Here is a 14,585-nt window from a genome sequence, read left to right as displayed (position 1 = left end):
AATTAAATCGTTGCATCAGAACTAAGCATCAATGTCAGTCCTTGCTTATAGGTATCTGCAGCAGCTTCATTTTTGTCCAGCGCCAATTGCACTTCAGCTAAGACCTGATAAGTTTCGCCTTTGGCATCTAAGCGAATGCTTTGTTGTAAATATTCTTCCGCCTTTGTCCATAACTGGTTGGCTCTCGCCAGACGCCCAACGGTTAGTAATAAACAGGCATTATCCGGATTGGCTTTAAGCCACTTTTCTGCCATCGCTAAACGCGCCAGCAAGTCACCCTGCGTCAGTACTCCATAGAGATACACCAGCTTATCGCTCCAGCTATTGCGCATAAACTGTTCAATCTGGGCAATGGCCTGCTCTTCCTGGTCTTGCTGAATTAGCCCATTTACATAAGGCACAAGCATGGCTTCTGTCTGCCGTGCTTTGCTGGATGATTTTTCCCACACCTCAGCCATTTTTTGCCAGTCCTGTTTGGCTAATGCCATCTGTAACTGACCTACAGCTGCTTCCTGATCCAAAGCTGCGACTTCATTACGCTCCAACACATGGCGTTTACGTAAATCGGGTAATACCGATTGCATTTCCTGCCATTGATCCATGTCCTGATAGAGAGACTGCAATAACTGCAAAACATAAGGATGTTTCGGTGCCACTTCACGCAAATGTTGAAGTGTCGCGAGCGCCTGCTCTTTTTGCCCGGCCGATAATTGTAGCTCTGCCTGAACCACCCCGACGGCAATATCAGCGCCTTCGGTGGTTTCATGGGCCAGGCGTAGATAGTTATCACGACGTTCTGGTGCTTGTTGTTTTTGCGCCGCTCTCGCCGCCGCCAGATAATGAAGTAATGGTGTTTCACTGTGTGTGGCATGACGTACCAAAATACGTTCCGCCTCTGTCCAGCGTCCTTCTTCCAGTGTGATCAGACCACGGGTTAAAGCTCGATTAGCCCGCTTTTGTCTTTGTGTTGTCTTCCAGGCATTAATTCTTTTTGGCGTCTGTTTTAACAACACCAGACTGCGCAATGCTAAATACCCCGCCACCACTAATAGGATATAAATAGCCGTAAATACAACTAATGATGTTTCCAGACTCCACTGTCCGTATTGCAGTAAAACAAACCCTGGTTCAAAATCGGCCGCCCAGATTGCAGCAACACCCAATGCTAATGCTAAAGCGATAATGATCAGCATTTTCATTGCTGATACTCCTCTAGCCAGTTCAACGAGCCTGAAATATCCGGAATAGACACGTCAATTTTCTGTTCAGCCAGTGAATTAAGGCTAGCCAGCATGGCATCACGTTCTTCACCGGTAAAATATTGGTCCAGCCAGGTAATGGCTGTTTTTAAACTGTGCTGAAAGCTATTATTGTCAGCATTCAGTAAGGCAAGACGTGCACTTTCCAATTGTAAACGCAGATTTTGATAGAGGAAGTAGCGTTGTTCCGGTGCCAGTACAGCCGCTTCACCAGTTTGATCATGGCGAATCACCACTAAAGAGCGCAATTGTTGCCAAATGTCTGAGATGGCTTGTTTCCATGCCGGCGTTTCTGTGCTGGTAATATCGGCCGTGTCTGGAGACTCAGAGAAATCAACTTCTGGCCCTTTTTTAACTCGCAGTTTGTCGACATGGGCAGCCAATGTCTGTAGCTGAATCGCCATGCCCGGGATATCCAGAGTTGTCAGTGATTGTAATGACATTAATTCTTCTGCAATCTCAGCGCGCAGAGGATGAAGTCGATAATCAGAAAGTGCTTCTAGTTGTTTATCTGCCATGATCAAAGCCTGGATGGCTCCAACCACGTCATGTGCTAATACAGCGCGCTGGTTGGCGACATTGAGCAGGTATTTGACTTCCTGCAATGCCCACCGCTTTTGCAGCTCAGCATTGGATAACTGTTGTTTATCAGTGAGCTGCTGTAATTTTTCCGCTAATTGTTTTTGGTCACTATCAAGCCGACCTAACTGCTGCCTGTGCTGTTCTAACTTTGATTGCCAGTCACCGTTTTGGCTGGATAACTCGGTCAGCGAAGATTGAATATCGGCTTCCTGCTGCTGGAGTTGCTGATAAAACCAGCCAATACTGACAGCGGAAAGTAGTACGACAACAACAAGCGCAATCCATATCAAGCGATAGACTTTGGCATCATCCTGTTTATTCTTTTCAAGCAGCTCAGCATCCTGCACATTGTTATCTATCGTTTGCTTTGCGTCGTTATCTGCCATGTTAATCGTCCATATTTATCAGAGTATCAACAACTGCATTATCACTGGCATCGGCTGATACATGAATGGTTTTGAAGCCTCGTGAGGAGGCGTGCTGTTTTATCCTATCACTGACCACCGTCAATGGTTTATCTAACAAACCTGGCCATGTATTCATAAAGATACTACAAAGATTATCAACACCCGCCACACTGGTACAGATGACTTTATCCGCCAACATGGCTTGCTTTTGCATTGTGGCTGTCGGCTTGGCTAAAACACGTTGATAAACTTCAACATAAGTAATCTTAGCACCTCTGGCGGTTAAGGTATCGGCCATATGTTCTCTGCCGCCGTTACCCCGCACAATGAGAATATGTTTACCACTGACCTTATCAGCCTGCATTAGGGGCATTTGCAACAGACCTTCACTGCCGTTAGATATTTCTGGCTGACAATCAACAGGAATAGCATGCTCGCGCATGGCTTGCGCTGTACCTTCACCCACTGCGGCAAACTGACACGGCTGAGGCAATTCATCCCCCCAACCAGCCATAAAACTTTCTACGGCATTACGACTGACAAATATCAGCCAGTCAAAACGTTCGATATTCTCTGTCTGCCAATTTTTTCGTGCGATATGTTCAATATCAATCACTGGCAGAATCAACGCTTTGCCACCCGCGTTTTCAATCAAATCGGCAAGCGTCTGGCATTGATGCTGTGGGCGGGTCACCAGAATCTGTTGCCCAGCTAAAGGTGCTTTATTCACCGTAAACATCTGCCAGAATTTTATCTGCACCTTTCGCCAGCAGCATTTCAGCGACTTGAATACCCAGTTTTTCGGCATCTGCCGCTTTACCACGAACTTCCGCAGTGACCGTATTGGTGCCGTCCGGCTGACCGACCAGACCACGCAACCAGACGTTGTCATCATCTAACATCGCATAACCGGCAATCGGTACCTGACAACCGCCGGACAGACGTTTGTTCAAGGCTCTCTCTGCGCGCAGGACAACAGCGGTTTTATCACAATGTAATGGCGCAATAAGCGCGTTCATTTCTGCGTCATCAACTCGGGTTTCAATGCCTAATGCGCCTTGTCCAATGGCTGGCAAACTTTGTTCCGGCGTTAAAGCGCTACGGATACGGTCATCAAAGCCTAAGCGCTTCAAACCGGCCATTGCCAGGATAATCGCATCAAACTCGCCATCATCGAGTTTACGTAAACGGGTGTTTACATTACCGCGTAAAGGCAGCACTTCCAGATCAGGGCGGTGGGTGCGCACCTGACATTCACGACGCAAGCTGGATGTTCCTAAGCGCGCACCATGCGGTAATTCATCAATACTCTGGTAATGGTTGGAAACAAACGCATCATGCGGATCTTCGCGCTCGCAGATAACAGGCAGATGTAAACCTTCCGGAAACTCAACCGGCACATCTTTCATCGAGTGCACGGCGATATCGGCGCGTCCATCCAACATGCCTTGTTCCAGTTCTTTAACAAAGAGCCCTTTGCCGCCTACTTTTGCCAGTGGCGTATCAAGAATGATGTCGCCCTGGGTTTTCATACCAATCAGTTCTACTTCGATATTTTGATGTAATTCTAAGAGGCGTGATTTCACAAATTCAGCCTGCCACATGGCAAGAGGACTGTTGCGAGTGGCAATACGAACGATTCTTTTAGTCATGGAATAAGGTCACTTCAGCGTTGTCGTTAATAAATAAAGTCGATTCTAGCATTTCACGCATTGACTCTCGACTATCCGCGTTATAATGACGCCCTGTTTTCAACGAGCCTGATCTGATTGATATGACTACAGCCAATAAAAAACTCTCATCTGCCAGACTAACGCAGCCTACCGACAAATTTGTCGAAGAATTTACCGCCTCTGTGCAATTTGACCAACGCATGTTCCGACAAGATATTCGCGGCTCAATTGCGCACGCCACCATGCTGGCCGAAGTGAAGGTGCTGACTATCGAAGAACGCGATCAGATTATCGCTGGCTTGCAACAAATCGAACAAGAAATTGAAAGTGGTGACTTTGAATGGTCTATCGCTCAGGAAGATGTGCATATGAATATCGAAGCACGTCTTATCGCCCTGATTGGTGAAGTGGGTAAAAAACTACACACCGGCCGCTCACGTAATGATCAGGTGGCCACTGATGTGCGCCTCTATCTGCGCGATATGATTGATCCTATCGGTCAGCAGCTTAATCGCCTGCAAGAAGCCTTATTGAATGTCGCTGAACGTGAAGCTGACACCATCATGCCCGGCTTTACTCATTTACAGACAGCACAACCGGTCACATTTGGTCACCATATGATGGCCTGGTATGAAATGTTAGTCAGAGATGCCGAGCGTCTTGAAGACTGTGCCAAACGCGTCAACAGCCTGCCATTAGGTGCTGCAGCACTCGCAGGTACCACATTCCCGATTGATCGTGAGATGACCGCCAGCTTATTAGGCTTTGATCGTATCTGTCTAAACTCGTTGGATGCAGTCAGTGATCGTGACTTTGCGATTGAGTTCAATAGCTTCGCCTCGATTCTGATGATGCATTTATCACGCTTCTCAGAAGAGTTAATTATCTGGTCATCGGCGCAGTTTGATTTTGTTGATTTAGGTGATGCCTTCTGCACCGGCTCATCGATCATGCCGCAAAAGAAAAATCCGGATGTGCCTGAATTAATCCGCGGTAAAACCAGTCGTGTTTACGGCAATATGTTCAATCTGCTGACCTTGATGAAAAACCAGCCATTAGCCTACAACAAAGACAATCAGGAAGATAAAGAGCCGCTGTTTGATACCATCGATACCTTATTAGGTTCTCTGCGTGTTTATGCCGACATGATGTCTGTTATTACGGTCAAAGCTGACAATATGCGTCAGGCTGCATTACGTGGTTATGCCACAGCCACCGATCTGGCAGATTATCTGGTGCGTAAAGGCACCCCATTCCGTGATGCTCACGAAGTGGTTGGGTTGTCAGTGGCCTATGGCATCAAGCATAAAAAAGATTTGTCAGAACTGACGTTGGAAGAGCTGCAGCAGTTTTCAGCCAACATCGAACAAGATGTGTTTGAAGTATTAACATTGGAAGGTTCAGTCGCCGCCCGTAATCACTTGGGTGGCACCGCCCCTGAACAAGTCAAAGCGGCTATTCAAAAAGCACGCCGTCAACGCTAAATTATCTAGGTTGATGCAGTAACGACCGGTTACTGCATCAACCATAAGAAACTGGCCGACAACATCATCAAAAATGCGACTCTGACTGCCCACTTAGGCCCATAGGACAAAAGCAAGACTAATACTATTGAGGTCACGGATAATACAGAGACCCAAACGACAAAACCTGTTCCCGCCCCCCAAACCTGCCACATCGGTAAATAAGCTAATATCAGCACAAGACTTGCTGTCCAGCGTAAAACCCGTATCTGTGTAGCAGTTAAACGTCTATCAGTCACATCCATCAAATGTCTTGGCATCGCCAGACTCAAACCACTCATGGCGGCATAACACAGAGCCACGCTCATCATCATCGCCACACTCATGATATGGCCTCCGAAGGTTTTGCTGGTTGAGAATAGCGTTCAGTTGCAGTTAATTTACGGCGTAAAAATAACACCAGTCCCAGACTCATCAAACCAAACACCAGCACCGTTAGCTCAAAGCCAACACTAACCCAATCACCGGTCTGCCAATACGACACCAGCCAATGTCCCGTGGTGATGAGATTCATCACTGGCAGCAATAAGGCAAGTAAAGTAAATAAGCTCCATTGCTCAAGCCAGGCTTTCGTTGCGGGACGGCAGGCTGAATGGACTAACATCAATAACCACAGATAGAAAAAGCCTTTTATTTCCCAGGCTGCACGATCAGCAATATCGAAAGGAATCAATCGATTCAGCCAGAAATACCCAATACAAGCCACCGCTAAACCACTAATGGCAGCAATATTCAGCACCTCAATCACTCGATAAACCCGTGCGGTTTGTGCGCCAAACTCATTCAATGATTTTTGTCGACGTTTGACCAAAAACAAAATGGCACCAGTTGCCATCATCAAAGCTCCGGCCATGCCCATAATGAAATACAACCAACGCACGCTATAACCACCAAAGTTGGCAAAATGCATGATTCGCATCACACGTTGTACTGCCATCGGTGTGCCTTTATCGTATTCACCGGGCGGGTTGAGATTCATCACATCGCCATTGGTTGCATCAAACTGCACATTACCGATTTCATCTCTCAATAATTGACCGTAATAGTCCTTCTCATCAAACCAGCCAAATACTTTAGTCACGGCACTACTGTCACCAGGATGCTCAACGCTCATAAACCGCCCAGGTTTACCCATCATGACTTCTGCTCGCTGGAATAAAACGGATAAGTCAACGACATCGGCATGCACACCTGTTTCCGGTCTGTGCATGGGTTCGTCAAGCAACTCAGCAAAAAACTGTTGTGGATTGCTATAGTTGGCTAATACCCCAGCAGGCATATAGATCGATAAAAAGATCACCAATCCGGTATAGGCAATCATTAGCTGAAATGGCAGCGTTAAGACGGCCGAAGCATTATGTCCATCTAACCAGCTACGCTGCCCTTTATTTTGTCTGAATGTAAAAAAATCTTTAAAAATACGCTTATGAATAATAATGCCGCTGATAAGGGCCACCAGCATGATCATTGTGAAAAAGCCTACAAACCAGATGCCGGCCATGCCTGCATGAAACTCATAATGCATATGTACAAAATGATGGCCGCCTTCTGTTTCACGGTTTTCGACGACGGGCATAGGTTCACCTGTCTTCAGGCTGAGTAAGGTGTCTTGAGCTGCATTTTGCTGATCACGCCATGAAACGCGGATTCCTGGGTCGGTTTCTGTTGGCAGGCCAATCCTCCAGAAATGACTGTCAGAAGCATGCGCTTGTAGATAGGCCTGAGCTTTTTTTATGGCAGCAACACGTTGCTGTTCCGTCATGGCCGCTGGATCAAAATCTGACACAGCCGTCACCTCAGGTTTCATCCAATGCGTGATATCTTCGTCAAACACCCCAATGGTGCCGGTCAGAAAAATGGTGAAAAGTGCCCAACTTGCGACCAGTCCCCCCCAGGTATGCAGCCAGCCCATCGCTTGTCGGAAAGACTCTTGTTCCTTTGCCGGTTGATTTAACTCACTCATGACGCCATCCTCGAAATGAGTAAACCTGCACCGCCGAACATCAAAGTTGGTATTAACATCCCCAACCAGGCACGCTTACTATCTCTGACAACAAAGATCCAAATCACCGCTGCCGTGTAAATGGCATAACTAAATAAACTGCTGGCAACGATGGCATCGGGTTTATCCATAGGCACAATAGCCGATAAAAAAATAATAACGGCAGACGTTAAAAAATATCCGCCGATTGTGGCGGCCAGAACCAAAGAAATAATTCTAATTGGATATGGTAATTGCATAGTAGAGGTAACTCTCAAGTTACTGATTCAAATTCATTTATCAGGGTAAACAGTCATTAATCAAGGGCAGCTGAGCAAGGACTTTGGATGAGAGAACACAAACGCCCCTCATCACCTATGTCGTATGAGCGTCAAAAAAAGTGCAATATTTTTCCACTTTTATTTAACAGGCTTAAATTTATCATCTAAATACTATCATCAAATAATAATCATATGCATTTAGATTAACTGAAAAACATTCTTTTTTAGCAAACTCAGTTCATGCTTGTCCTTGTAAAGCCGTGTTTGTTTATCTCTAAAATGTCATTTCCAATGCTTCAGCACTATTCGGTTATCAACTAGTCACGAAGATAAAGCCTGGCGAGTCCGAATTTATCTGCAATTTTTATGTTTAATTTCAGAGACCTGAATACAGACTTCACAGATGGATGAATAAAGCATCTAAACATGCTGTCAACATGCCATAATTTGCATCACAAAAAATAAGCGTAGGTTGATTATGTTTAAATCTTTCTTTCCCAACTCTCCCTGGTTTTGGCCATCAGTTATTTTATGGTTAGCATTTTCCGCCTTTATTTGGGTGGCTTTTGGAGCAGATATATCTGCTGCTATTGGGTTAGCAGTTAACCCGGATGCTGAACAAATCATCGGCTTACGGCATTTTGTTACCAATGAGTTTTTAACCTTTTACCTATTCTATTTTGTCTCTGTAGCTATCTTTGCTGCATTTTGGTTTATCAAGGCACCAAGTCGCTGGCAATGGTGGTCGGTCATCGGTTCAGCGGTCATTTTCTTTTCAACTTATTATTCTGTACAGGTATCGGTGGCGATAAATAATTGGCGTCGACCGTTTTTTGATGCGGTACAAAATGCCTTATCACCCACGGGGGGTGTTTCAGTCGATCAGTTATATGACTTGATTGCCATTTTCGCGGAAATCGCCTTTTTAGCGGTATTCATTTTTGTGATGACCCGTTTTTTAGTCAGCCATTATATTTTCCGCTGGCGCACCGCCATGAATGACTACTACACAGAACAATGGGGGAAGGTGCGTCATATTGAAGGTGCTTCGCAACGGGTTCAGGAAGACACCATGCGTTTCGCGACGATTATGGAAAATCTGGGCGTCGCATTGATTGATGCCCTGATGACATTATTCGCGTTTTTACCCGTGCTTTGGTCATTATCACAATATGTAAAAGAGTTACCTTTAGTTGGTGAAATCGCCTATCCCTTATTTGTCGCCGCTCTTGTCTGGTCGATCTTCGGCACAGGCTTATTAGCACTGGTTGGTATCAAATTACCCGGCTTAGAATTCAAAAATCAGCGTGTAGAAGCCGCCTATCGTAAAGAACTGGTTTATGGTGAAGATGACCACCAACGTGCTCAACCGATGAGCTTGAGAGAACTGTTTGCCGATGTGCGTAAAAACTATTTCACGTTGTACATTCACTATATGTACTTCAATGTGGCCCGCAGCATGTACTTGCAGGCAGATAATATTTTTGCCTATGTAATATTAGTGCCTACGATCGCTGCCGGAGCCATTACTTTTGGTATTTTGCAGCAGATTTTAACGGCATTCAGTCAGGTCAGTTCATCATTCCAGTATTTAGTGAACTCATGGACGACTATCGTTGAACTATTGTCGGTTTATAAACGTTTAAAATCGTTTGAAGCGTCGATAAACAATGAACCGTTACCAGAAATTGATCAGCAGGTGACATCGTAAATCACGTCGAGATGGAATGGCGTCGTTTAAAAGGTCCTATCAACGTCACCGCTTGAAACAAAAAAATAACCCCGATAAAGATCGGGGTTATTTATTCATCACATGACTAGGTCATGTTTCAGTCTGACTTACTTTTCGATTTTCTCAAATGCTTCATTTTCATGTTTAGCGATTGAGGCAATCAGCGCAACAACAATGGCTGCAGCACAGATAGTGAATAAACCTAAAGCAATTGGATTATCAGCAAAAGTAAAGTAAGCCCCTACATTTTCCCATGAACTAATTGATGTTCCCATAATTACACTCCTGGTTCTGGATTAGCCAATTTGTTTGGCACGTCACTTGATGTTATTGCTGGTACGCCATTCGCTTCTGGATATGGTTTAGCAATGATTTCTACTTCATCTAAGCCCAGCTCTTCAGCTGCTTTAGGTACACGTAATGCATTAGCTTTTTTCAGTACCCAAGAGATCGCATAACCTGGGATGAAGCCAACTGCAGCCATTACGATGGCACCAATGGTTTGACCGACAAAACTGATAGGTGGCAAATCACCCACATTCGGCATGCCATAAGCAAATACGCCCACTAAGAACACAGCCCACACACCGGTGAAACCATGTACTGCTACCGCACCTACTGCATCATCAATACCAAAGTTTTCAACGATTTTCGCGACTTTAACTGCCATGATACCGGTCACTACAGCAATGATGAACGCTAATTCAGGATCATAAAGATCTAAACCAGCGGCTACAGAGATGATACCGACCAGACCACCAGACATTGTCCAGAATGGGTCACGGCTAGCCATGTAACAACCAAGTACACCACCCGCAAAGCCCATCAGCGTATTGAATGCAAACGCAGATAAGTTAGTTGGGTTGTTATAAATAGTTGTCCAGCCTGTTTCGCCACCGTTGAAGATGATACAGCCACCCAGGAATCCGAAGAAACCAAAGATAATCATCATCAGACCGATTAATGTCATCGGTAAGCTATGAGGTGCGATAGTTTGAGCCACACCGTTGATGAATTTACCCACACGTGGACCTAAGTTAATCAGTACACCCAATGTGAAGAAACCAGCGACAGCGTGAACCACACCTGATGCGCCAACATCGTGATAGCCCAACTTCGTCAGTAACCAACCATCTGGATGCCAACCCCAGGCACCGGCCAGAATCCAGACCACGCTACCCAGGAATACTGTCAGAATCAAAAACGCACTGACACGAATCCGTTCGATAACGGCACCGGACAAGATCGAACCGGTTGTGGCACCAAACATGGCAAACGCTGCCCAGAAAATACCTGTGCCCATATCGGTAACATCAGGTCCCATGCTTTTCGCCCAAGGTAATGCACCTGCAGCATCAATTGGAATAAAGCCGTTCGGGAAAGCGTTATAAATCCACCAGCCAAACAAATAAAACGTGGGAATAATGACCGCTAAAGCGAGAATATTTTTAATACCTGCCGCTAAAGCATTTTTACTACGTGAAGCCCCCATTTCGTAGGCCAAGAAACCAGCATGAATCATGATCATAATGGCGGTACACCACCAATAGAACACTTCGACATTCATAGACTGATGCATTTGAAAAACCGCTTGCTGAGCATCGAGTGCCGCTTGCAAGGATTCTAGCGTTGGCGCATTGTCCATCTTACTATCCTCTTATTAGTTAACATTAATACACATCCACCTTTATTGGTTGGCGCTACTTATCCAGCAAAAAGCTGGTTTGAACGGCGTTGCTATCAATAATCTTATCGGTAGAGCGATCCTTGATAGCAACGCCAGAACACTGGAGTCTGCGGGCCTCAGTCAGCAAATAAAGGCTTTTCTGAGCCGCAGCAAAATAAGAAAGTCCCGCCTTTCTTACATTGGAAATACAGTTACGTTTGTCATCGGTCAGGCCACGTTTCGCCGCCCAGGTCAGATACAGACCCAAACTATCGGGTGAACTTAATCCCGGACGTTCGCCAATCAGTACTAACACCGCTTTGGCATTTAAGGCTTCACAGACATCATCACCCACGGCAACACGACCTTGTTCGACCAATACGATGGGGGCCAGTGAGTAAGCGTTTTCACTGCCTTGCATGGCTTGCACTAAGGTTTCAATAAACACCACAGCGTTTTCTTTAATCGCGGTGGCGGATAAACCATCGGCAATCACAATGGCTAAATCGTAGGGTTCTATGGCTTTGTGTGGTTTAAGTGCCGCAAGACTGGCTTCATCAAGCTGTCTGCCCCAGTCCGGACGTTGCAAATAAGTCATTCGATCCGTTGCCAGACTGTGCAGTACCAGAGGTGTTTCGGTGTTTAATACGGGGTATTTTTCAGCCAAGGCGACTAAGTCTTGCTGTAAACCGGCAAAATCCAGCTCGGTATGCACGGCATCACGTGCCTGGGCATGAGCTAATTGAAATTCGAGAGATTCACGGGTCGGTGTACTGACACCAGCACGACCCAAGCCAATACGGGCATCCGTAAACTCACGCAGACGACGCCAAGGATTATCCGTGACAACAGCGTCATCCGTTTTTTTTCTGATAGGCGTGAGTCGTTCGGTCTTAACCATCATTGGTTCCTGTGGCTAAGCCCCTGAGAGTGCCAGCAAAGGCCGGCGGTAACTGATTTGATAACTTGGCATGACTGGCATCGGTCATGATCTGCATTTTTTCCAGCCACTTTTCGAACTCAGGTGAAGCACCTAAACCTAAGACCCGGCGCGCATATAGCGCATCATGGAATGAGGTGGTTTGGTAATTAAGCATGATGTCATCAGAGCCCGGAATGCCCATCACAAACGAACACCCTGCTGTCGCTAATAACGTCAGCAGATTATCCATATCATTTTGATCGGCTTCGGCATGGTTGGTGTAGCAAACATCACACCCCATTGGCAGCCCAAGTAACTTGGCACAGAAATGATCTTCCAGACCTGCACGGGTAATTTCTTTGCCATCAAACAGATATTCAGGGCCGATAAAGCCAACTACTGTATTCACCAGTAAAGGATTAAATTTTCTGGCAACCGCATAGGCTCTGGCTTCACAGGTTTGTTGATCCAAACCGTGATGCGCATTGGCTGATAAGGCACTGCCCTGCCCAGTTTCAAAATACATGACATTTTGACCGACCGTGCCTCGTTTCAAAGATAACGCAGCTTGGTGTGCTTCAGCCAAGGTCGCTAAATTAAAACCAAAGCTGCTATTGGTTTTTTCTGTGCCACCAATAGATTGGAATACCAAATCCACTGGTGCGCCGTTTTCAATACATTCAATCGTGTTAGTGACATGTGTTAAAACACAGGATTGAGTAGGAATTTCATAGAGTGAAATCACTTCATCCATCAACTGCATCAGGCGAGTTGCCTGAGCGACATTGTCTGTCGCGGGATTAATACCGATAACGGCATCACCGGCACCATACAACAGACCATCGAGAATACTGGCCGCAATACCATTGACGTCGTCGGTAGGATGATTGGGTTGTAAGCGTGTTGATAAGCGTTTGGGTAAACCAATCGTGCTTCTGAAGGCACTCACGACCCGGCACTTCTGTGCCACCAGAATCAAATCCTGGTTACGCATGATTTTAGAAACGGCGGCGGCCATCTCAGGCGTTACACCGGCGCGTATCTGACTCAGCATTTCACTGCTGGCTTTGTCTGATAATAACCAGTTACGGAAATCACCTACCGTCATATGTGAAATGGGTTCAAACGCATTCACATCATGTTCATCAATAATCAGTCGTGTGACTTCATCTTCTTCATAAGGCACGAGGACTTCATTCAGAAATGTTTTAAGAGGCACTTCAGACAACAATAATTGCGCAACAGCACGTTGTTCTGCGCTTTCAGCAATGACACCCGCCAGACGATCGCCCGAACGTGCAGGCGTGGCTTTTGCCATCAGATCGGCTAAGTCAGCGAACTGATAGGTCTTGGTGCCTAATTGGTAACGATATGTCTGTGTCATAAACTGCTTTATTTCCGATTACTTGGAATAAATTTTGCCTTTAAGTAAACAAAGTTTCCTAAAATGAACTTGCGAGATTTATACCGGGTGACTATCGAAAATTGGCAAAAGTTTTTTGGGTTGTTATTCAGCAACTTATTGAAACAATTTGCATAATGAAAATGAAACAAGGGGAGCAAATGAAAGAAGAAAATATAAAATTTGCACCAAAACAGAGCAAAACCGCTACGCGTTGGTGCGTTCTGGAAGCAGAAGATGTGGATGAACAAGCACACAATTTAAAAGCCTGGCAGCAACAATTTGATCAAATCAGCCTGGGGCAATTTTATGGGCGTATTGAAGAGGTCATGTTTGAACATGTTCACGCTTTTCGAGAGCACACCAGTCGTGCCGTTCGTCAGCAGTGCAATGTCTGGCCGAACGCGATCTGGATGGGCTTTGCTGTGGATGAAAAGTCATGTCGCATCAACGGGCATCAGGTAGAAAAGAACCAGCTGATGATTCGTCCTGGCAATACCCAGTTTGAACTCATTACACCGGAAGACTTTGATATTTTTGGTGTGGTGGTGAATCAGGACAGTCTGCAACAGATCGCTGAAAAACAAGGCATTCTAATTGATACCAACGTATTCAACTCGCCACTAAGAGTGTGGGAGTCACATAAGCTCAATCAGCTGCGGCGAGTATTAAACGAGGTGATATCCCCCGTTCAAAGTGATATCGCCAGACAGATACATGAGGAAAACCTGATGATGGCAATGCTTGAAGTCTTACAACAAGATGGGCCGATAACAGAAAAGCCCAGTTTTAGTAAACGTCGTGCAGTCGTTGAAAAAGTGACGGCTTACCTCGATGCCAACCCAAGCAAACACGTGACGATTACCGAGCTCTGTGATCTGGCTCATGTCAGCCGACGAACACTGCAATACAGTTTTGAAGATGTGCTGGATATCAGCCCAGTGAAATTTATTCGAATGGCTCGCTTAAATGCTGTCAGACGCCGCTTGCTTCAAGGTTTGCAGGAAGATGAAACCATTGCAATGGTGGCTCAGCACTGGGGCTTTACCCATGCCGGGCAATTTACTCACGATTACACCGAACTGTTTGGTGAGAATCCTTCCATCACCATTTCACGTCGTCATAATTAATTTGCCAGCCACGGATGGCTTTCTTAC

The 14,585-nt window shown here is 45.7% G+C and carries 14 protein-coding genes; 3 read left to right on the top strand and 11 right to left on the bottom strand.

Features of this window, described 5'->3' with window-relative positions; genetic code table 11:
* Positions 1–2 precede the first annotated feature (2 nt).
* From B2248_RS12035 to hemC, 4 genes are read right to left on the bottom strand one after another with little or no spacing between them, the layout of a single operon-like run.
* The gene (locus B2248_RS12035; RefSeq protein WP_273180976.1) at positions 3–1,199 is read right to left on the bottom strand and encodes a heme biosynthesis HemY N-terminal domain-containing protein; all 1,197 of its coding nucleotides are present in this window, start codon (positions 1,197–1,199) and stop codon (positions 3–5) included.
* Positions 1,196–2,227: a uroporphyrinogen-III C-methyltransferase gene (locus tag B2248_RS12030; protein WP_273180973.1), complete on the bottom strand. Its 1,032-nt coding sequence runs from the start codon at positions 2,225–2,227 to the stop codon at positions 1,196–1,198. The genes B2248_RS12035 and B2248_RS12030 overlap by 4 nt, the downstream gene beginning before the upstream one ends.
* Position 2,228: 1 nt before the next feature.
* A complete protein-coding gene (locus tag B2248_RS12025) occupies positions 2,229–2,987 on the bottom strand; it encodes a uroporphyrinogen-III synthase (protein WP_273181016.1) in 759 nt (252 codons plus the stop codon).
* Positions 2,971–3,900: a hydroxymethylbilane synthase gene (gene hemC, locus B2248_RS12020; protein ID WP_273180970.1), complete on the bottom strand. Its 930-nt coding sequence runs from the start codon at positions 3,898–3,900 to the stop codon at positions 2,971–2,973. The genes B2248_RS12025 and hemC overlap by 17 nt, the downstream gene beginning before the upstream one ends.
* A 122-nt stretch (positions 3,901–4,022) precedes the next feature.
* On the opposite strand from hemC, the gene argH reads away from it, so the two are divergent.
* Complete coding sequence (gene argH, locus B2248_RS12015) at positions 4,023–5,405, top strand: argininosuccinate lyase (protein WP_007144045.1); 1,383 nt, start codon at positions 4,023–4,025, stop codon at positions 5,403–5,405.
* A gap of 29 nt (positions 5,406–5,434) precedes the next feature.
* On the opposite strand, the gene B2248_RS12010 is transcribed toward argH, so the two are convergent.
* The 3 genes from B2248_RS12010 to B2248_RS12000 are packed head-to-tail and all read right to left on the bottom strand — an operon-like array spanning position 5,435 to position 7,685.
* Entirely contained in the window at positions 5,435–5,770 is a 336-nt protein-coding gene (locus B2248_RS12010) for a DUF3325 domain-containing protein (protein ID WP_273180966.1), read from the bottom strand.
* The gene (locus tag B2248_RS12005) at positions 5,767–7,407 is read right to left on the bottom strand and encodes a PepSY-associated TM helix domain-containing protein (RefSeq protein WP_273180964.1); all 1,641 of its coding nucleotides are present in this window, start codon (positions 7,405–7,407) and stop codon (positions 5,767–5,769) included. Before B2248_RS12005 ends, B2248_RS12010 begins: the two co-directional genes overlap by 4 nt.
* Positions 7,404–7,685: a DUF3649 domain-containing protein gene (locus B2248_RS12000; RefSeq protein WP_273180962.1), complete on the bottom strand. Its 282-nt coding sequence runs from the start codon at positions 7,683–7,685 to the stop codon at positions 7,404–7,406. The genes B2248_RS12005 and B2248_RS12000 overlap by 4 nt, the downstream gene beginning before the upstream one ends.
* A gap of 499 nt (positions 7,686–8,184) precedes the next feature.
* Between B2248_RS12000 and sbmA the strand changes: the two genes are divergently transcribed.
* Positions 8,185–9,417 carry a peptide antibiotic transporter SbmA gene (gene sbmA / locus B2248_RS11995; RefSeq protein ID WP_273180959.1) on the top strand — a complete coding sequence of 411 codons (1,233 nt, stop codon included), beginning with the start codon at positions 8,185–8,187 and terminating at the stop codon, positions 9,415–9,417.
* Positions 9,418–9,545: 128 nt separating this feature from the next.
* On the opposite strand, the gene B2248_RS11990 is transcribed toward sbmA, so the two are convergent.
* Genes B2248_RS11990 through B2248_RS11975 form a run of 4 tightly spaced genes read right to left on the bottom strand, consistent with a single transcriptional unit; the run spans position 9,546 to position 13,410 of the window.
* The gene (locus tag B2248_RS11990; RefSeq protein ID WP_007144051.1) at positions 9,546–9,713 is read right to left on the bottom strand and encodes a hypothetical protein; all 168 of its coding nucleotides are present in this window, start codon (positions 9,711–9,713) and stop codon (positions 9,546–9,548) included.
* A 2-nt stretch (positions 9,714–9,715) separates the two neighbouring features.
* Entirely contained in the window at positions 9,716–11,083 is a 1,368-nt protein-coding gene (locus tag B2248_RS11985; RefSeq protein WP_273180955.1) for an ammonium transporter, read from the bottom strand.
* A 55-nt stretch (positions 11,084–11,138) separates the two neighbouring features.
* Positions 11,139–12,005 (bottom strand): ethanolamine ammonia-lyase subunit EutC, encoded by an 867-nt coding sequence (gene eutC, locus B2248_RS11980; RefSeq protein ID WP_007144053.1) that lies wholly within the window; start codon positions 12,003–12,005, stop codon positions 11,139–11,141.
* Complete coding sequence (locus B2248_RS11975; RefSeq protein ID WP_273180952.1) at positions 11,998–13,410, bottom strand: ethanolamine ammonia-lyase subunit EutB; 1,413 nt, start codon at positions 13,408–13,410, stop codon at positions 11,998–12,000. Before B2248_RS11975 ends, eutC begins: the two co-directional genes overlap by 8 nt.
* Positions 13,411–13,589: 179 nt before the next feature.
* Between B2248_RS11975 and B2248_RS11970 the strand changes: the two genes are divergently transcribed.
* The gene (locus B2248_RS11970) at positions 13,590–14,558 is read left to right on the top strand and encodes a helix-turn-helix domain-containing protein (protein WP_273180949.1); all 969 of its coding nucleotides are present in this window, start codon (positions 13,590–13,592) and stop codon (positions 14,556–14,558) included.
* The last annotated feature ends 27 nt before the right edge of the window (positions 14,559–14,585 follow it).

It is taken from the genome of Methylophaga sp. UBA2012 (genome assembly GCF_002335235.1).
Classification (GTDB): domain Bacteria; phylum Pseudomonadota; class Gammaproteobacteria; order Nitrosococcales; family Methylophagaceae; genus Methylophaga; species Methylophaga thalassica.
The sequence above is the reverse complement of the archived record's forward strand: the minus strand, read 5'-3'. Positions and strand labels throughout refer to the sequence as shown.